Genomic DNA, 19,238 nt, shown 5'->3' on the forward strand with positions numbered 1-19,238 from the left:
TCGTGACCACCACTCCCGTCAAGGTTGCAGTCACCGGCGCCGCCGGGCAGATCTGCTACAGCCTGCTGTTCCGCATCGCCAGCGGAGCGCTGCTCGGCCCCGACGTACCCGTGGAGCTTCGCCTGCTCGAGATCACCCCAGCTCTGAAGGCGCTCGAGGGCGTCGTCATGGAACTCGACGACTGTGCCTTCGGCAACGTCGCCGGCATCGAGATCGGCGACGACCCCAAGAAGGTCTTCGAGGGCGTCAACCTGGCCATGCTGGTCGGTGCCATGCCTCGCAAGGCGGGTATGGAGCGTTCCGACCTGCTGAGCGCCAACGGTGCCATCTTCACCGCGCAGGGCAAGGCCCTCAACGAGGTGGCGGCCGATGACGTCAAGGTGCTGGTGACCGGCAACCCGGCCAACACCAACGCCCTGATCGCCATGACGAACGCCCCCGACATCCCGCAGCGTCGGTTCAACGCGCTCACCCGCCTCGACCACAACCGGGCGAAGGCACAGCTGGCGCGCAAGCTGTCGGTCGGCACCGACGACATCAAGCACATGACCATCTGGGGCAATCACTCCTCGACCCAGTACCCCGACCTGTTCAACACCCTGGTCAACGGCACCAGTGCCGCCGACCAGGTCAACGACCAGTCATGGATCGAGAAGGAGTTCATCCCCACCGTCTCGAAGCGGGGAGCAGCCATCATCGAGGCTCGTGGACTGTCGTCGGCAGCATCGGCCGCCAACGCCACCGTCGAGCACATGCGCGACTGGGTGCTGGGCACCCCTGAGGGCGACTGGGTGTCGATGTCGGTTCCCTCCGACGGCTCCTACGGTGTTCCCGAGGGCCTGATCAGCTCGTTCCCGTGCATCGTCACCGGCGGGGAGTACCAGATCGTCCAGGGGCTCGACGTGAACGAGTTCAGCCGCTCGCGGATCGACGCCTCGGTGGCCGAGCTCGTCGAGGAGCGCGACGCCGTGAAGGGTCTGGGCCTCATCTGAGTCCCGACGATGGTTCGGGCCTGATCTGAGCCCTGCCCATTCGGGTTCGGGCCGTCAGCACCCGGTGGGGAAAGGCCCGGACTTTCGGTCCCTGGGGACTGTCGGGCCGGCCGGATAGGTTGGGGGCATGCGCCTCCACCTCATCCGGCACGGTCGCACAGCGGCCAACGTGCACCACCTGCTCGACACCGCCACGCCCGGGCACGACCTCGACGACGAGGGTCGTGCCCAGGCGGCGGTGCTGGTCGAGAAGCTGGCCGACCGTCCGATCGAGGCGATCTACGTCTCGCCGATCGCGCGCACCCAGCAGACGGCGGCCCCGCTGGCCGACGCGCTCGGCCTGACCCCCGTGGTGCTCGATGGTCTCGCTGAGATCAAGGCCGGCGACCTGGAGATGTGGCCGGGCTTCGGGCAGTACATGCAGGTGATCGCGGCGTGGGCCACGGGCGACCTCAGCGCCACCCGGCCCGGCGGCGAGGACGGAACCACCTTCATCTCCCGCTTCGACGAGGCCATCGCCACCATCGTCGCCTCCGGCCACCGCGAGGCGGCGGCCGTCAGCCACGCCGCGGCTCTGGGCACCTGGTTGGCGGCAAGGGCAGGAGGGCCGGTGGCCGGTGACGGGTCGGAGCGCCGGCTCGGCAACACCTCGATCATCACCCTGGACGGGGACGGTGACCAGGGCTGGACCATCGTCGAGTGGGACGACGGCGCCTCCTTCTTCCAGGAGGGGTTCCAGCCCGGACGCACGCTGTTGACCCGCAGTCAGACCCGTGAACTGGCACCCGAGTGGTCGTACGTGTTGGGCCGCCTGCAGCAGGTGTTCCGGTTCCCCGACTTCCCGACGGCGGCAACCTTCGTGGGTCGAGCCGCCGAGTTCGCCGGGGTCGTCGACCACCACCCCGAACTGAGCCTTCGTTTCGACAGGGTGCACGTCGGCGTCGGCAGCCACGACTGCGGTGGGGTCACCCACCGTGACACGGCCATGGCGAACCGCCTGCTGGCCATCGCCACCGAACTGGGCGGCACCACGGTCCCCGAGAAGCTGGAGGAGTGGGAGATCGCCATCGACACCATGGACGCCGACGCGATCCGTCCGTTCTGGCAGGCGGCGACGGGGCACGACGAGATCGACGGAAGCCTGGTCGACCCGTTACGGCTCGGGCCATCGATCTGGTTCCAGCAGTTGGACGAACCCCGCCCCGTGCGCAACCGCATCCACGTCGACCTGACGGTGGCCGCCGACGAGGCACCTGCCCGGATCGAGGCGGTCGTGGCAGCGGGCGGTCGAGTGGTCGGCGGGCGGGAACCCGCGTTCACGATCCTTGCGGATGCCGACGGCAACGAGGTGTGCATCTGCACCGAACTCGGTCGCGACTGATGAGACGAGGCCCCGTCCGGGTTGCGGACGGGGCCTCGCCATTCACACCGGTCGACCCGGGAGGGGGGTCGGGGTCGTGCCGGTGGGTCGGGGGTTGTCTTCCTCAGTGGGCGATGGCCCCCTCGGCGCCTGCTCCGGTCATGGAGCGGACCTCCATCTCGGCCTGCTTGTCGAGGTTGGGTTGCTCCTTCGACAGCAGCGTTCCCAGGATGCCGAGGAGGAACCCGAGCGGCACCGACACGATGGCCGGGTTGTCGAGCGGGAACCAGGCGAAGTCGGCATCGGGGAACATCGACGTCGGGGCCCCCGACACGGCCGGTGAGAAGATGATCAGCACCAGTGCGCTCACCAGCCCGCCGTAGATCGACCACAGTGATCCCTGGGTGTTGAACCTGCGCCAGTACAGCGAGAACAGGATCGAGGGAAGGTTGGCCGACGCCGCCACGGCGAAGGCCAGCGAGACCAGGAAGGCGATGTTCTGGCTCTTGGCGGCGATGCCGCCGATGATGGCGAGCACGCCGATCACGATCACCGTGTAGCGGGCCACGCGCACCTCGGTCGCGCCGTCGGCGAGGCCACGCTTGATCACCGAGTTGTAGATGTCATGGGCGAACGAGGCCGAGGCGGTGATCGCCAACCCGGCGACGACGGCAAGGATGGTGGCGAAGGCCACCCCCGAGATCAGCGCCAGGAAGACGGTGCCACCCACGCCCTGCCCCGGCAACCAGAACGCCAGCGCCGGCGCTGCCGCGTTGGCCTTGCCGGGCAGTTCGCCGATCGTCTTCGCCCCCACGAGCCATGCAGCGCCGTAACCCAGCACGAACGTGAACAGGTAGAAGGCCCCGATCAGACCGATCGCCCACGAGACGGAACGCCGGGCCTCCTTGGCCGTGGGCACGGTGTAGAAGCGCATCAGCACGTGCGGCAGACCCGCAGTGCCGAAGACGAGTGCGATCGACAGCGACACGAACGCCAACTTCGAGGTGGACGACTTGCCGTACTTGTGCATGGGCACCGACAGGTCGACTGCCGTCCCGGAGTCGGCGGCGGACTTGTCGTTGGCCAGCCCGATCAGGTGCGAGAGGTTGAACCCGGACTTGCCCAACACCCACAAGGTCATGATGGCTGCGCCCGTGATCAGCAGGATCGCCTTGATCATCTGCACCCACGTGGTGCCCTTCATGCCACCGATCAGCACGTAGGCGATCATCAGCACGCCCACGACGACGATCACCAGGTCCTGCATGAGGGGAGAGGTGACACCGAGCAGCAGCGAGACCAGGCCGCCGGCGCCGGCCATCTGGGCGAGCAGGTAGAAGAACGAGACGGCCAGGGTCGAGATGGCGGCCGCCATCCGCACCGGTCGCTGGCGCACCCGGAAGCTGAGCACGTCGGCCATCGTGTAGCGGCCGGTGTTGCGCAGTGGTTCGGCGACCAGCAGCAGCGCCACGAGCCACGCCACCAGGAAGCCGATCGAGTAGAGCAGACCGTCGTATCCCGACAGGGCGACCGCGCCGACGATGCCCAGGAAGGATGCCGCCGACAGGTAGTCACCTGCGATGGCCAGACCGTTCTGGCGTCCCGAGAACTGGGCGCCGCCGGTGTAGAAGTCCGAGGCCTTCTTGCGACCGCCCTGGGAGACCCGGATGACGATGGTGAGGGTGACCACCACGAACACCGCGAAGATGGCGATGTTGAGCGCTGAATTGCCAAGCTTGACGCCCTCGAGGGGGGTCAGGAACAGGGGAGTGGGAACAGGCATCAGATGCGCCCTTCCAGGTCGGCACGCAGCTTGGCCGCGATCGGGTCGAGGTTGCGGTTGGCGTGGCGGATGTAGAGCCAGGTGATCGTGAACGTGCTCACGAACTGGAGCAGTCCAAGAATGATGCCGAGGTTGACCAGTCCGAACACCTTGGTGTTCATGAAGTCGACGGCATAGGTGCTCAGCAACACGTAGAGGAAGTACCAGACCAGGAATGCGATCGACAAGGGGAACGCGAACCGACGGAAACGGGAGCGCAATTCACCGAATTCTGCCGACTGCTGCACCTCGTGGAAGGCCGCCGCCCCGCGGGTCTGGTCGGGTTCGATGGGTGGTGAGGGGTTGGTTGGAGTCGACATGGAGCTCCTCGGACAAGGGTCACAGGACCACGTGGCCGCCGTGCGCCTCGTTGCCCAGGACGGGACGAACCTCAGCGTTCGTCGCGCCCACCCTAGGCCAGCGGTTGCATACCCCGGGTACCACACGCCGCCACCTTCAGCTGAAGATGCGTCCCACCGGACGATGCCTCACTGGAAGGTCCTCACCGGAAGGTGCTCACCGGAAGGTGCCTCACCGGAAGGTGCTCACCGGAAGATGACGGTGCGGACCCCGTCGAGGAAGACTCGTCGCTCCGCGAACAGCTGGACCGCGCTGGTCAGGGTGCGTGACTCCTCGTCCTGACCGATCGCCACCAGCTGGGCCACGGTTCGGGTGTGGTCGACCCGGACCACGTTCTGCTCGATGATCGGACCCTCGTCCAGGTCTGAGGTGACGAAGTGGGCGGTGGCTCCGATCAGCTTCACCCCCCGCGCGTGCGCCTGCCGATAGGGATTGGCGCCCTTGAAGCCGGGGAGGAAGGAATGGTGGATGTTGATGGCCCGACCTCCGAGGAAGGCGCACAACTCGGGAGAGAGGATCTGCATGTAGCGAGCCAGCACCACCAGCTCGATGTCATCGGCCTCGACGAGTTCTCGGACCCTGCCCTCGAACGCGGCCTTGGTCTCGGCGGTGACGGTGTGCGCCTCGAACGGGACCCCGTAGAACCCGGCCAGGTCGGCGAGATCCCCGTGGTTGGCCAGCACCCGCGGCACCTCGATCGGCAACTGCCCCGAACGCTCCCGCGCGAGCAGGTCGTTGACGCAGTGGGCGGCCTTGGTGGCCAGCACGAGGGTGCGCAGTTTTCGCCCGCGCTCCACGACCTCGAACTCGGCTGCGAACTCCTCGGCCACGGGGCGCATCCGGTCCTCGAACTCCGCTCCGTCGAGCGCCGTCTCGACCTCGAGGCGCAGGAAGAAGTGGCCGGTGTCGGTGCTCGAGAACTGCTGGAGCTCGGTGATGTTGCCTGACGCCGCGACGCACGCACCCGAGACGGCGTGCACGATCCCGGGGCGGTCGACGCACGAGAAGGTGAGCACCCAGTGGTGCAGGGCATCGGTCTGTGGCATGGCGACCACTCTAGGGCGGGGCGACCCTGCCGACTCCTGTCCCCGAACCGTGGGCGCCGGGCGTCGGGCCGGCGGCTTCACACCCTGAAGGTGGGGTCGTCCTGGTCGACGTCCACGACGACGCGCCCGGCGCGGATGACCACCCGGGACGGACGATGGTCGACCACGGCGGAGCTGAGGGTCTCGCCCTCGACGAGGACCAGGTCGGCCTCGTCCCCGACCTCGAGTCCCGGGGTGCCGACCAGCGGGTCGACCCGTGCCAGGCTCGGGTCGATCACCTGTCGTCCGCCGACCGTGGCGGTGAAGGCCGCCGCACGCAGCTCCTCGTCGGTCTTCAGGTTGTGCTGCCAGCACAGTTGGAACAGCCGGTTCCAGTGGTCACCGTCGCCGTAGGGCGACCAGTAGTCGCGCATGCCGTCCTCGCCCAGACCGACGCGCACGCCCTCGGCGAGCAACCTGCGGTAGGGCAGCGGGCGGGACCCGCGCGGCGCCACGGTGGCGATGGCGACGTCGAGCTCGACGAGCTGGGCGATCAGACGGTCCTCGACCTCGGGGCTGTTCGTGCCCAGGGCCATGGCGTGCGAGATCGTCACCTGACCCTGCATGCCGAGAGCTCGGGTGCGTTCGAAGATGAGGTCCCACGAGAACGCGCCCATGGTGCCGGTCTCGTGGACGTGCAGGTCGACGGGCTTGCCGTACCTCTCAGCAAGCCCGAAGACGACGTCGAGGTGACCCTTGGGGTCGCGGTCGACCGCGCAGGGATCGATGCCGCCGACGACGTCGACCAGTCCCTGCCGCAGTGCGTCCTCGAGCAGTGACTCGGTGCCCGGGTCGATCATGATCCCCGACTGTGGGAAGGCCATCACGGTCACATCGGCGAGGGCGGCGTGGTGCTCCTTGGCCGCCAGTACGCCCTCGAGCCTCTCGAGTCCCGCATGGGTGTCGATCTGCGCGTAGGAACGCACCTTGGTGGTGCCCCGCGAGATCATCCGTCCCAGCATGGCGGTGGCCTTGTCGGCGATCGGGGCGTCCTGTCTCCAGCCCTGCCGGTCTGCCTCGATGTGACCCATCAGGCTGGGCGGCGCGGTGTGGGGGCGGAAGGGCAGGCCCCACCGGGTGGAGCACAGGTGCACGTGCACGTCGGCGAACGAGGGGAGCGCGATCCGGCCGCGGCCGTCGATCCGTTCCCCGATGCCGCCCACCGCCTGGCCGTTCGGGGGAGCGACGACTCGTCCGTCCTCGAAGTACAGATCGGTGGCCGGGCCACCCCAGGGACGCACGCCTTGCAGCACGGTGAGGGTCATGCAGGCACCCTACGAGGTCGCTGTGTGAGCGTCCTCCTTCGCTCATCCGTCCGACCGTGAGGCCCCGCCCGGTCGCGTCGGAGCCATCCGATAGCGTGGAACTCGAACAGCGGCGTGCCGTCGAGCGCGTCCGTCCACCTCGTGAGGAGCAGCGATGACGCAGACCATCCACTGGACCAAGATCGACGAGGCGCCCGCCCTCGCCACCCACTCGTTCCTGCCCATCGTGCAGAGCTTCCTCGCCGGGAGCGGTATCGAGGTGGTGACCTCCGACATCTCGCTGGCGGGTCGCATCCTCGCGCAGTTCCCCGAGCGACTCGACGCCGGGCAGCGGGTGGCCGACAACCTGGCCGAACTGGGTGCTCTCACGCTGAAGCCCGAGGCCACCATCATCAAGCTGCCGAACATCTCGGCCTCGGTGCCCCAGCTGAAGGCGGCCATCGCCGAACTGCAGTCACAGGGCTTCGACGTGCCCGACTTCCCCGAGAACCCCACCACCGCGGACGAGGCCGACACCGCCGCCCGCTACGCCAAGGTGCTGGGCTCGGCCGTCAACCCGGTGCTGCGCGAGGGCAACTCCGATCGTCGGGCACCCGCCTCGGTCAAGACCTTCGCCCGCAAGCACCCCCACCGCCTCGGACCGTGGACCCCCGCCAACCGCGCCTCGGTGGTGTCGATGGCCGACGGCGACTTCTACGGCCATGAGCAGTCGGTGGTCACCGAGCGCGCCACCACGCTGAGCATCGTGCTGCAGACCGCAGACGGAACCGTCGTGCTGAAGGACGCCGTACCCACCCTCGACGGCGAGATCGTCGACGCCACCTTCATGTCGGCCGCGCGGCTGCGCGCCTTCTACGCTGCCCAGATCGAGAAGGCGAAGTCCGAGGGCCTGCTGCTGTCGCTGCACCTGAAGGCCACCATGATGAAGGTGTCCGACCCGGTGATGTTCGGCCACGCCGTCAGCGTGTTCTACGAACCGGTACTGACCCGGCACGCCGCCGCCATCGCCCAGATCGGGTTCAACCCCAACCAGGGAATCGGCGACCTCTACGCCAAGCTCCCGCAACTCGACCAGGCGACCGCCGACCAGATCCGCGCCGACATCGATGCCCTCTACGCCGAGCGACCCGCTCTGGCCATGGTCGACTCCGACAAGGGGATCACCAACCTGCACGTGCCCTCGGACGTGATCATCGACGCGTCGTTGCCCGTGGTCATCCGCGACTCGGGCCAGATGTGGGACGCCAAGGGCGGGCAGCAGCAGACCCTCGCCATGGTGCCCGACCGCAGCTACGGCCCCATGTACGAGGCCGTCATCGCCGAACACAAGCGCAACGGCGCCCTCGACCCGGCGACCATCGGGTCGGTGCCCAACGTCGGACTGATGGCGCAGAAGGCTGAGGAGTACGGCTCCCACCCGACCACGTTCGTCATCCCGGAGGCCGGCCGTGTGCAGGTGCTCGACGGGGACACCGTGGTGATGGAGCACGAGGTCGAGGCAGGTGACATCTGGCGGATGAGCCGGGTGCGCGACATCCCGGTGCAGGACTGGGTCAAGCTGGCGGTGAGCCGGGCACGGGCCACGGGGGCGCCGGCCGTGTTCTACCTCGACGCCGCCCGCGCCCACGACGCGAACCTGATCGCCAAGGTGAAGACCTACCTGGCTGACCACGACACCGAGGGGCTCGACCTGCAGATCATGGCTCCGGTCGAGGCCATCACCTTCTGCCTGGCCCGCATCCGCGAGGGGAAGGACGCGATCTCGGTCACGGGGAACGTGCTGCGTGACTACCTGACCGACCTGTTCCCGATCCTCGAACTGGGCACCTCGGCCAAGATGCTGTCGATCGTGCCGCTGCTGGCCGGTGGTGGCCTGTTCGAGACCGGGGCGGGGGGTTCGGCCCCCAAGCACGTGCAGCAGTTCGTCGCCGAGAACTACCTGCGCTGGGACTCGCTGGGCGAGTTCTCGGCGCTCGGGGCAGCACTGGAACACCTCGCCGCGGCGGGCAATCCGAAGGCCCAGGTGCTCGCCGACGCCCTCGACCGCGCCATCGGCACCTTCCTGGACGAGAACCGTTCGCCTGCTCGGCGGGTGGGCCAGATCGACAACCGTGGCTCCCACTACTACCTGGCCAGCTACTGGGCCAGGGCGGTGGCCGACCAGGACGCCGACCCCGAACTCAGGCAGCGCTTCGCGCCGATCGCCCAGGCCCTGGCCGACAACGAGGAGACCATCAACGCCGAACTGATCGGCGTGCAGGGGCACCCCGTCGACATCGGCGGCTACTACCACCCCGACGAGCAGAAGGTGCAGGCGGCGATGCGGCCGTCGTCCACCCTCAACTCCATCATCGGGCTGTAGTCATCGGCTGAGCGCGACCCGTCTGCCTCACCCGGCACCATCTCGCCCGCGAACCACGGGCGAGGGGGTGCCGGGTGGCAGGGGTGGGTCCGTCCATCCGGATGGGCTCCCCGCGGGGTCCGTTAGGCTGGGCGAACCATCGCCCGGGAGAGTTCGTGACCCAGACCCTCAGCAACATCGCCCTGATCTTCGTCTTCATCCTGATCGGCGGCATCTTCGCAGCCGCCGAGATGGCCCTGGTCAGCCTGCGCGAGAGCCAGGTGAAGCAGATGTCGTCGCGCGGCAAGCGCGGGGCGGCCATCCAGCGCCTCACCCAGAACCCCAACCGTTTCCTGTCGTCGGTGCAGATCGGTGTCACCCTGGCCGGGTTCCTCTCCGCCTCGTTCGGCGGTGCCACCCTGGCCAGCTCGCTCGCTCCCCAACTGGTGCGGATCGGGGTGCCCGATTCCATCGCCGGCACGGTTGCCCTGGTGCTGATCACCGTGGCGATCAGCTACTTCTCGATCGTGCTCTCGGAGCTGACCGCGAAGCGGCTGGCGATGCAGCGGGCCGAGGGTTTCGCCCTCTCCCTGGCGCCCATGGTCGACGGCATCGCGCGTATCTCGAGGCCGTTGATCTGGTTCCTCGGCAAGTCGACCGATGTCGTCGTCCGGGTGCTCGGTGGTGACCCCAACGCCGGCAAGGAAGAGGTGACCGACGAGGAGTTGCGTCAGATGGTGTCGAGTTCGGCGACCCTGGGCGACGAGGAACGACACATCGTGGACGAGGTCTTCGACGCCGGGGAACGCTCCCTTCGTGAGGTGATGGTGCCCCGTACCGAGGTGGACTTCCTCCCCGGTGACATGCCCGCCTACCGCGCCATCCGCGAGGTGCAGGGCGCCCCGCACTCCCGGTACCCGGTGTCGGACGGCTCGACCGACCGCATCGCTGGCTTCCTGCACGTGCGCGACCTGATGGACCTCGACCCGGCCACCCGTTCGGCCCCCGTGCGGCAACTGGTGCGTCCCGTCGTGAGCCTGCCCGACACTGTCAAGGTGTTGCGCGCGCTCACCGACATGCGCCGCGAGGGCGCCCATCTGGCCATCGTGCTCGACGAGTACGGCGGCACCGCGGGCATCGTCACCCTCGAGGACCTCGTCGAGGAACTGATCGGCGACATCACCGACGAGTACGACGTGGTCGCCGACGAGGACCTGGCCCACGCACAACTGCGCGACCTCGACGGGCTGACCACCTTGGGTGAGTTCGAGGAGAGGGCCGGCTACGTGCTGCCTGAGGGGCCCTATGACACGGTCGCGGGCTACGTCATGTCACAACTGGGCAAGGTGCCCGAGGTGGGGGACACCTTCTCGGTGGAACTCGAGCGCTCCGACGGTGCCCCCGGTGACCGGCCCGAGGTGATGAGCTTCGACTTCGAGGTCGCCGACCTCGACGGACGCCGAGCCAGCTGGTTGCGCGTGCACGGCACCCCGCCCCCGCCGGTGGAGACGGCGGATGAGGGCGACTGACGACGCCGACGGCTCGCTGCTGCTGACCTCGGACCGGATCGGGGCCCTGCTGCAGGCGGTCGTCGAGCGGGCGGGCGGCCACCTGGGGGAATGGTCGATGGACCATGTCGACTCCAACCCCGGACTGTCGACCACGGCCACCTATGTCGCCCAGGTGCACTGGCCCTACGGCGAGCGTGAAGAGCTGATCGGGGTGTCCGCTCGCACCGGGGGCCGGGGGAGCGGGGACGAACGTGCCCTGCTGTTCACCATCGACGGACGTGAGGTGGCCGCGTGGGTGTATCCCGCCGACCCCGAGTTGCCGGGACTGCAACGGGCCGCCTATCCCGAGCGGATGGCCGAACTGATCAACGATGAGGGGCTGCTCGACCGCCCCATCAGCTCGGGTCAGATCAGTCTCGCAATGATCGGCTACCGCCCCCGCCGTCGGGCGGTGCTCCGGTGCGCGATCGCGGACCCCAGGACGACGTTCTACGTGAAGGTGCAGAAGGCACGCGCGTTCGCCGAGACCCTCCACCGGCACCGGCTGCTGCTCGACGCCGGTGTGCCCTCACCCGTCGTCCGGGTGGCCACCGACGACCACATCCTGGTGCTGGACGAACTCCCGGGCCGTCCCTTGGCCAAGGCGATCTTCGACCCGGCCCCGCCGTGCACGGCGGAGGCGCTGATCGACCTGCTCGACTCGATGCCCTCGTCGGTGGCCGCGCTCGAGCGGCGCCCGCCGTGGTCGGATGCGGTGGACCACTACGCCGGGGTGATCACGGCGGCCATGGCCGACCAGGGCCCCCGGCTCGCATGGATGTGCGCCCGCATCCATGAGGGACTCGACCCGATCGAGGTGGGGAACGAGGCGACCCATGGCGACTTCCACGAGGGTCAGGTGTTCGTCCGCGACGGGGTTCCCTCGGGCATGCTCGACATCGACACGATCGGCCCCGGGCGCCGGGCCGATGACCTCGCCTGCCTGGTGGCGCATCTGTCGACCGTGCAACGCATGAACCCCGAGCAGAAGGCGACCGTCCATGCGCTGATCCGACGGTGGGTGCCGGTCTTCGACGAGCGGGTCGACCCGGTCGAGCTGAGGCTGCGTTCGGCAGCCGTCATCATCTCGCTGGCGACCGGACCGTACCGGGGGCAGGAGCCGGACTGGTGGCGGGAGACCACCTGGATCCTCGATGCAGCCGAGGCCCTCGTCCGCCAGGTCAGCTGAGGTGTGCACCCCGGGCCGGGGAACAGGCCCGCGGGTAGGGTGACTGCTCGTGGTGAGGGCGAGCGAACTGGGCAGGCAGGCGCTGCGGGTCAACCCCGCGCGGGCTGACCACCTGGTCGCCACGCGTGCGGCCGTGTCTGTCGTCGTGCCCCTGCTCGTCGTCGTCTGGCTGGGGCGCCTGGACTGGGCTCCCTGGGTGTCCTTCGGCGCGCTCACCTCGCTCTACGGGCGCACGGTGCTCGACCGCGACCGCTTCGGCCAGCAACTGTGGGCCGGCGCATCCTTGTGCGCGGCCGTCGTGTCGGGGGTGCTCATCTCGGGGCTTCCCCACGTGGAGTGGTGGGTGGTGGTGCTCGGGTCCGTCGTCTCGTTCGCGGGATCCCTGCTCGGTGACGCGGTCAGGTGGCACCCACCGGGGCCCCTGTTCATGCTCTTCGGACTGGCCGTCTGCGCCTCGACCGGGGTCGGCGCGTCCCGAGCCCCGGTGGCGCTGCTGGTCTGTGCCAGCACCGTCGCCTTCTCGCTCGTCGTCGGGCAGGTGGGCGCCGCCGTCGGCGGCAGGCTCGGTCGACCGCGGATCCCGCGCCCACACTTCACGAGGGCCCTGACTCCCGAGGACGCCCTCCGGCACCTGCTCAGGTTCGTGCTGGCCACCAGCCTTGCGGGCACGATCGCGACGCTGGTGGGTGGCACCCATCCCTACTGGGCGATGGTGGCCGCGTGTGCGGCCCTTGGCGGTCCCGACCTGGCCGCGCGGCTGGTGCGTGGTGTGCACCGGGTGATCGGCACCCTGGTCGGACTGGTGCTCGCCGCCGCCGTGCTGGGAGTGCACCCGCGGGGGGTCTGGCTGGTGGTGGTGATCGCCGCGCTTCAATGGGTCACCGAGGTGTTGGTCGGACGCAACTATGCACTCGCCTGCGTCTTCATCACACCCCTGGCTCTTTCCATGGGGCAGTTGGCCCATGAAGTGCCGGTCAACGCATTGATCGTCGACCGTGGCTGGGAGACGTTGTTGGGTGCCGCCGTTGCCATTCTGGTGCTGCTCGCCATTCCCTCGAACAGGACCTCGATCACGCGTCAGTAACGGTGTCACGCATATGAGGGACCGCGGTTCGCCATGGGAAGAACAGCGGGTTACGCTGGCCACGCTCATCGTCGAGTCAGACCTGCTCATCCTGTCCCGGAGGAACCCCCTGTGAAGAAGTCGTTGCTCTCGGTCTCAGCCATTCTGGCTGCTTCCGCCCTCACCCTGACGGCCTGTGCGCAGGCCCCGTCGTCCACGCCCTCGGCCAGCGGCTCGACCTCGTCGAGCGCCTCGTCCTCGGCGTCGGCCTCGACCAGCACCTCGGCCGCCAATGCCGACTTCAAGGCCTGCATGGTCTCGGACTCGGGTGGCTTCGACGACAAGTCGTTCAACCAGACCTCCTACGCCGGGCTGACCAAGGCCAAGGCAGATCTGGGCATCCAGACCGGGCAGGTCGAGTCGACCGACGCCAAGGACTTCGCGACCAACATCCAGACGATGATCGACCAGAAGTGCAATGTCATCGTCACCGTCGGCTTCCTGCTCTCGGACGCGACCGTTGCCGCAGCCAAGGCGAACCCCAACATCAAGTTCGCGATCGTCGACGACAATCCCGCGGGGGCAGCCGGCCTGAAGAACTTCAAGGCTCTGGTCTTCAACACCGCCGAGTCGTCGTTCATGGCCGGCTACCTGGCCGCCGCGCAGACCAAGTCGGGCAAGGTCGGCACCTTCGGTGGCATGAAGATCCCGACCGTGACGATCTTCATGGACGGCTTCGCCCAGGGTGTGGAGTACTACAACAAGCAGAAGAACAAGAGCGTGCAGGTGCTCGGTTGGGACGCCGCCAAGCAGGACGGCCAGTTCGTGCCCGAGCCCAACCCGTTCGACAACATCGCCGGCGGCAAGACCACTGCGACCAACCTGGTCTCGCAGGGCGCCGACATCCTGTTCCCCGTCGCCGGACCGGCCGGTCAGGGAGCCCTGCAGGTGGCACAGTCGAGCAATGGTCAGGTCAACGCGATCTGGGTCGACACCGACGGTTGCGTCTCGGCCGCGAACTTCTGCAAGAGCATCGTGAGCTCGGTCTACAAGGGCATGGACGTGGCGGTCTTCGACACCATCAAGGCCGCCCAGGAGGGTTCGTTCTCCTCCGATCCCTATGTCGGCACCCTCGCCAACGCCGGCACCGGTCTGGCCCCCTTCCACGACTTCGACGGACAGGTCTCGGCCGAGACCAAGTCGGAGCTCGAGAAGATCAAGAGCGACATCGAGGCGGGCACCATCAAGATCACCTCGGCCGCCCAGCCCAAGTGACCCACTCGCCCCGGTGAGCGAACAGTTCACGTGACGGGGGAGTGACCGGCACGTTCAGACGGGAGGGGTCCCTCGTGGGCCCCTCCCGTTTGTCACCCCCGGCACCCCAGACCCAGAGTCAACGTGTGGAAGGATGCGACCGTGAACGAGCCAGTGTCGTCCCAGCAGGCCAAGCCGGCCCCGTCCCACCAAGCTCCGTCCCACCAGGCTCCGTCCCACCAGGCTCCGGCCCCCCAGGGGCTGAGCCTGCGTGGCATCACGAAGCGGTTCGGGTCGTTGACGGCCAACGACGGCATCGACCTCGACATCGTGCCCGGGCGGATCCACTGCCTGCTGGGTGAGAATGGCGCCGGCAAGTCGACGCTGATGAACCAGCTCTACGGGCTGCTCGACCCCGACGAGGGCGAGATCTTCATCGACGGCACGCCCCAGAAGTTCGCCAACCCCAAGCAGTCGATGGCCGCCGGCATCGGTATGGTGCACCAGCACTTCATGCTGGTTGACGTGTTCACCGTGGCCGAGAACCTGGTGCTGGGTCGGGAACAGGGACCCTTCGGCACCCTCGACATGCGCAGCGCCCGACGCACCGTCATCGAACTCTCCGAGCGCTACAACATGGCGGTCTCACCCGACTCGGTGATCGAGAACCTGCCCGTCGGGGTGCAGCAGCGCGTCGAGATCCTCAAGGCCTTGGCCAACGATGCCAAGTACCTGATCTTCGACGAGCCCACCGCCGTGCTGACACCCCAGGAGATCGACGAGTTGATGGCCGTGATGACCTCGTTGCGCGACGAGGGTCGGGCCATCGTCTTCATCACCCACAAGTTGCGCGAGGTGCGTGCCATCGCCGATGACATCACCGTCATCCGCCGTGGTGCCGTGGTGGGGCAGCCGCCCCGCGATGCCAGCGAGCAGGAACTGGCCGAACTGATGGTCGGACGATCGGTCAGCCTCAAGGTGGCCAAACAGGCACCCAGGCTCGGTGACACCCGGCTGGTGGTCGACCACATCTCGGTGGCCGACGACGCCGGCACCGTGGTCGTCGACGACGCCAGCTTCGAGGTCAAGGGCGGCGAGATCGTCTGCATCGCCGGGGTGCAGGGCAACGGCCAGACCGAACTGGCCGAGGTGCTGCTGGGGTTGTTGCCGGTGCTGCACGGTGAGGTCACCCTCGACGGACGCTCCCTGACCCGGCTCAAGCCCAAGGAGGTGCTGCGTGCGGGGGTCGGCTTCGTCCCCGAGGACCGGCAGCACGACGGTTTCGTCGGCACCTTCTCGGTCGCCGAGAACCTGGTGCTCAACCAGATCGAGGAGTTCTCCCGGGGCGGCATGCTCGACCTCGGACGAATCTCGGCCAACGCCGAGCAGAAGGTGCAGGAGTTCGACATCCGCACCCAGTCGATCAGCCTGCCGGTGAACTCCTTGTCGGGAGGCAACCAGCAGAAGGTGGTGCTGGCCAGGGAACTGTCGCGGCCGCTGAGCCTGCTGGTCGCCAGCCAGCCCACCCGCGGTGTTGACGTCGGCGCCATCGAGTTCCTGCACAAGCGCATCGTCGAGGAACGGGACGGTGGCACGGCAGTGGTGATCGTCTCGACCGAACTCGAGGAGGTCGAGTCGCTGGCCGACCGCATCGCAGTCATGAACAAGGGACGCATCGTCGGCATCGTCCCGGCCGGTACACCCCGCGACGTGCTCGGCCTGATGATGGCCGGCATCCCCCACGACGAGGCCGTGGCGGCAACCCGCGCCACACCCGCCGACCCCAACCAGGAGGACGCATGACCGAGTCCCCAACCCCCGATCGGACCGCCCGTCGTCCTGTGCGGCTGGCGCGCGTCGACTGGTCGGAGATCACCGTCACGGTGTTCGCCCTGCTGCTGGCCTTCGTGATCGGCGCCGTGCTGATGGTCATTGCCGACACCGAGGTGCAGCAGAAGTTCACCTACTTCTTCGCACGCCCCGGTGACGCCCTCACAGCCAGCGTCGACAAGATCTCGACCTCGTACGGGGCACTGTTCCGCGGCGCCTTCGGCGGGATCGGTCCGATCACGAACACCATGGCCCAGTCGGCGCCGCTCATCTGCGCCGGTCTCGGCGTGGGGCTGGCCTTCCGCGCCGGACTGTTCAACATCGGCGGCCAGGGGCAGGCCATCATGGGCGCGATGTTCGGCGCCCTGGTCGGTTTCAAGCTGACGGGGCTGCCGCTCGTGGTGCACCTTCCGCTGGCGATCCTCGCCGGTGTGGTGGCCGGGGGCATCTGGGGCGGCTTCGTCGGCTTCCTCAAGGCACGCACCGGGGCCCACGAGGTGATCGTCACCATCATGATGAACTACATCGCCGGTGGACTGTTGTCGTTCGCGCTCACCCAGGCCCTCTTCCGACGCCCCGACCGCGCCGACCCGATCGCCCCCGTGGTGGCTTGGAACGCCACCTTCCCCAGGATCGCAGGCACGCAACTGCACCTGGGCTTCCTGCTGGCGCTGGTGGCGGCCTTCGTGGTCTGGCTCGTGATCGAGCGCACCAGCCTCGGGTTCCGCATCCGGGCCGTGGGGTCCAACCCCAGCGCCTCGGCCACCGCCGGCATGAGCGTCGCGAACACCACCATGGTCACGATGGCACTCTCGGGGGCCCTCGCCGGGCTCGCCGGGGTGCAGGTGGCCCTCGGTCCCATGTCGGGCGCCACCCCGACCCCGCTGACGGCAGGGCTGGTCGGCACCATCGGCTTCGACGCCATCACCGTGGCCCTGTTGGGACGCTCCCGTCCGCTGGGCACCGTCTTCGCGGGACTCCTGTTCGGCGCCCTGCACGCCGGTGGCCTGGTGATGCAGGGCACCGGCACCCCCAAGGAACTCACCACCGTGCTGCAGGCGCTCGTCGTGATGTTCGTGGCGACTCCCATGCTGGTCCGCACCCTGCTGCCCTTCCTCAGGGCCCGGCGCGCCCGTCGGGCCGTGCCAGCCGTCGCCTCCTCGGGAGGGTTGGCGTGATGAGCAACCCTCGCCTTCCCCGCCCGGACGAGGTGCCCGGCGACGTGCCGGCCCCTGACCGGGACAGCACCCCACCGCAGATCGTCACCCCGCAGCAGGCCCCCCAGGAGATGACCGTGACCTCGGTGCTCAACGAACCGACGGCGGATGCCCCCACCGACCAGATCGCTGCGGCCCAGGAGGTGCACCTGGCCACCACCGAGTCGCGCGAGAACCGCACCGCGCGGCTGTCGACCGGGGTGCTGCTTGCGCTGATGGGTCTGGTGCTCCTGCGCCTCATCTTCGCCACCCACGGCAAGGCCACCTTCGCCCTCTCGGACGCCCTGGTGCCCCAGGCCGAGCGCCTGCCCGACATCGTGCTGCCAGGGGTCCCCCTGGTGGTGGTGGCGACGGTGGTCATGCTGGCGGCGGCGCTCGCCTTCCTGTTCGGACGTCGCCTCCCGGGGTGGGTCCGCGGCGTGGCTGGCGCAGGAGCAGCCACGGCGCTCGTGATCGGTTTCATCACCTGGGCGGCTGCGGGTCGTCCGCTGCCCTTCCAGGTCTCGAACCAGTTGGCCGGCACCCTGGTGTTCGCGACACCGCTGGTCTTCGGTGCCCTCGCAGGTGTGCTGTGCGAGCGCTCGGGGGTGGTCAACGTGGCCATCGAGGGCCAGATGCTGACCGCCGCCTTCACCGCCACCCTGGTCGGTGCCGTCACGAAGTCAGTCACCGCGATGCTGGTCGGCGCCGTCCTCGCCGGTGTGCTGATGGCCGCGGTTCTGGCGCTGTTCACCATCAAGTACATCGTTGACCAGGTGGTGATCGGGGTGGTGATCAACCTGTTCGCCAGCGGGCTGACGGCCTTCCTGTTCAAGGCGATCATGGCGCCCAAGCCCCAGCTCAATGAGGCACCCCTGATGGAGCGCATCCCGATCCCGGTGCTCAGCGACATCCCCTTCCTCGGCGAGGTGCTGTTCCGTCAGACCTGGCTGGTCTACCTGGCGTTCGTGAGCGTCGCGGTGGTCTCGTTCCTGCTGTACCGCACCAAGTGGGGGCTGCGGGTCCGGGCCGTCGGGGAACACCCGCAGGCAGCCGACACCGTCGGCATCTCGGTCACGGCGACCCGCTGGTCAGCCGTGCTCGTCGGCGGAGTCTTCGCCGGTCTGGGCGGGGCGTTCTTCCCGGCCTCGACGGGGCTGTTCAACGACGACATCACCGTCGGCAACGGCTTCATCGCGTTGGCGGCTGTGATCATGGGTCGGTGGAAGCCGATCCTGGCCGCCTGCATGGCCCTGTTCTTCGGCTTCCTGCAGCAGTTGGGGTCCCAGGTGCAGACCTTGGGCACGCCCATCAACTCCCAGTGGCTGATCCTGCTGCCGTATTTCGCCACGATCATCGCGGTCGCCGGGTTGGTGGGCCGGGTGCGTGCACCCGCCTCGGACGGCATCCCCTACGTGAAGGCCTGACATGGCTGACGACACCGAGATGGCTGACAGGATCGACCGGGCTGCCGACATCGACCGGGCTGACGAGATCGACTGGGCTGACAGGATCGACTGGGACGGGCTCCGCGCGAGGGCCAAGGACATGGCTGCGCGGGCCTATGCCCCCTACTCGAACTTCCCGGTGGGCGCCGCGGCGCTCGTGGACGACGGCCGCGTCGTCGAGGGATGCAATGTCGAGAACGCCGGCTATGGGATGAGCCTGTGCGCCGAGTGCGGACTCGTCAGTGACCTGGTCGCAGGGGGAGGCGGTCGGCTCGTCGCGTTCGCCTGCGTGAACGCGTTCGGGGAACCACTGATGCCGTGTGGACGTTGTCGCCAGCTGCTGTTCGAGCACGGTGGCCGCGAGTTGCTGATGGACACCCCACGCGGTGTCTGGACCTTGGACCAGGTGCTGCCGCAGGCCTTCGGACCCGATGACCTCGACCACGTGGCCGCCCACCGCGATGTCGTCGGCTGAGCCCTGGC

At 68.3% G+C, this 19,238-nt stretch carries 15 protein-coding genes; 11 read left to right on the forward strand and 4 right to left on the reverse strand.

The genetic code is table 11. The annotated features are described in order from the left end of the window. Positions 1 to 2 precede the first annotated feature (2 nt). Both H507_RS0111030 and H507_RS17875 read left to right on the forward strand, forming a co-directional pair. A complete protein-coding gene (locus H507_RS0111030) occupies positions 3 to 992 on the forward strand; it encodes a malate dehydrogenase (protein WP_022910773.1) in 990 nt (329 codons plus the stop codon). A gap of 127 nt (positions 993 to 1,119) precedes the next feature. Further along, entirely contained in the window at positions 1,120 to 2,373 is a 1,254-nt protein-coding gene (locus H507_RS17875; protein ID WP_157438967.1) for a histidine phosphatase family protein, read from the forward strand. A gap of 103 nt (positions 2,374 to 2,476) precedes the next feature. Here H507_RS17875 and H507_RS0111045 read toward each other — a convergent pair whose 3' ends face one another. The 4 genes from H507_RS0111045 to H507_RS0111060 all read right to left on the reverse strand — a co-directional run bounded on the left by H507_RS0111045 (position 2,477) and on the right by H507_RS0111060 (position 6,884). Next, positions 2,477 to 4,135, reverse strand: coding sequence for a solute symporter family protein (locus H507_RS0111045; RefSeq protein WP_022910774.1), 1,659 nt, complete (start codon positions 4,133 to 4,135; stop codon positions 2,477 to 2,479). Further along, a complete protein-coding gene (locus tag H507_RS0111050; RefSeq protein ID WP_022910775.1) occupies positions 4,135 to 4,494 on the reverse strand; it encodes a DUF485 domain-containing protein in 360 nt (119 codons plus the stop codon). The genes H507_RS0111045 and H507_RS0111050 overlap by 1 nt, the downstream gene beginning before the upstream one ends. 225 nt (positions 4,495 to 4,719) lie before the next feature. Next, the gene (locus H507_RS0111055) at positions 4,720 to 5,580 is read right to left on the reverse strand and encodes a formyltetrahydrofolate deformylase (RefSeq protein ID WP_026378113.1); all 861 of its coding nucleotides are present in this window, start codon (positions 5,578 to 5,580) and stop codon (positions 4,720 to 4,722) included. A gap of 77 nt (positions 5,581 to 5,657) precedes the next feature. Next, positions 5,658 to 6,884 (reverse strand): amidohydrolase family protein, encoded by a 1,227-nt coding sequence (locus H507_RS0111060; RefSeq protein WP_022910777.1) that lies wholly within the window; start codon positions 6,882 to 6,884, stop codon positions 5,658 to 5,660. A gap of 154 nt (positions 6,885 to 7,038) precedes the next feature. Between H507_RS0111060 and H507_RS0111065 the strand changes: the two genes are divergently transcribed. From H507_RS0111065 to H507_RS0111110, 9 genes are all read left to right on the forward strand, one after another. Continuing rightward, complete coding sequence (locus H507_RS0111065; protein ID WP_022910778.1) at positions 7,039 to 9,246, forward strand: NADP-dependent isocitrate dehydrogenase; 2,208 nt, start codon at positions 7,039 to 7,041, stop codon at positions 9,244 to 9,246. Positions 9,247 to 9,401: 155 nt separating this feature from the next. After that, positions 9,402 to 10,754 (forward strand): hemolysin family protein, encoded by a 1,353-nt coding sequence (locus tag H507_RS16340; protein WP_022910779.1) that lies wholly within the window; start codon positions 9,402 to 9,404, stop codon positions 10,752 to 10,754. After that, positions 10,741 to 11,964, forward strand: coding sequence for a phosphotransferase (locus H507_RS0111075; protein ID WP_022910780.1), 1,224 nt, complete (start codon positions 10,741 to 10,743; stop codon positions 11,962 to 11,964). Before H507_RS16340 ends, H507_RS0111075 begins: the two co-directional genes overlap by 14 nt. Before the next feature lie 49 nt (positions 11,965 to 12,013). Further along, positions 12,014 to 13,048, forward strand: a complete 1,035-nt coding sequence (locus H507_RS0111080) for an FUSC family protein (RefSeq protein ID WP_022910781.1) — start codon at positions 12,014 to 12,016, stop codon at positions 13,046 to 13,048. Positions 13,049 to 13,159: 111 nt separating this feature from the next. Beyond that, a complete protein-coding gene (locus H507_RS0111090) occupies positions 13,160 to 14,302 on the forward strand; it encodes a BMP family lipoprotein (RefSeq protein ID WP_022910783.1) in 1,143 nt (380 codons plus the stop codon). 153 nt (positions 14,303 to 14,455) lie between these two features. Beyond that, positions 14,456 to 16,084, forward strand: a complete 1,629-nt coding sequence (locus H507_RS16345; RefSeq protein ID WP_022910784.1) for an ABC transporter ATP-binding protein — start codon at positions 14,456 to 14,458, stop codon at positions 16,082 to 16,084. Further along, positions 16,081 to 17,289, forward strand: coding sequence for an ABC transporter permease subunit (locus H507_RS16350; protein WP_022910785.1), 1,209 nt, complete (start codon positions 16,081 to 16,083; stop codon positions 17,287 to 17,289). Before H507_RS16345 ends, H507_RS16350 begins: the two co-directional genes overlap by 4 nt. A gap of 110 nt (positions 17,290 to 17,399) precedes the next feature. Further along, complete coding sequence (locus H507_RS0111105) at positions 17,400 to 18,734, forward strand: ABC transporter permease (protein ID WP_026378116.1); 1,335 nt, start codon at positions 17,400 to 17,402, stop codon at positions 18,732 to 18,734. A 1-nt stretch (position 18,735) separates the two neighbouring features. Then, positions 18,736 to 19,230 (forward strand): cytidine deaminase, encoded by a 495-nt coding sequence (locus tag H507_RS0111110; protein ID WP_022910787.1) that lies wholly within the window; start codon positions 18,736 to 18,738, stop codon positions 19,228 to 19,230. The last annotated feature ends 8 nt before the right edge of the window (positions 19,231 to 19,238 follow it).

It is taken from the genome of Aestuariimicrobium kwangyangense DSM 21549 (assembly GCF_000421525.1).
GTDB classification, from domain to species: domain Bacteria; phylum Actinomycetota; class Actinomycetes; order Propionibacteriales; family Propionibacteriaceae; genus Aestuariimicrobium; species Aestuariimicrobium kwangyangense.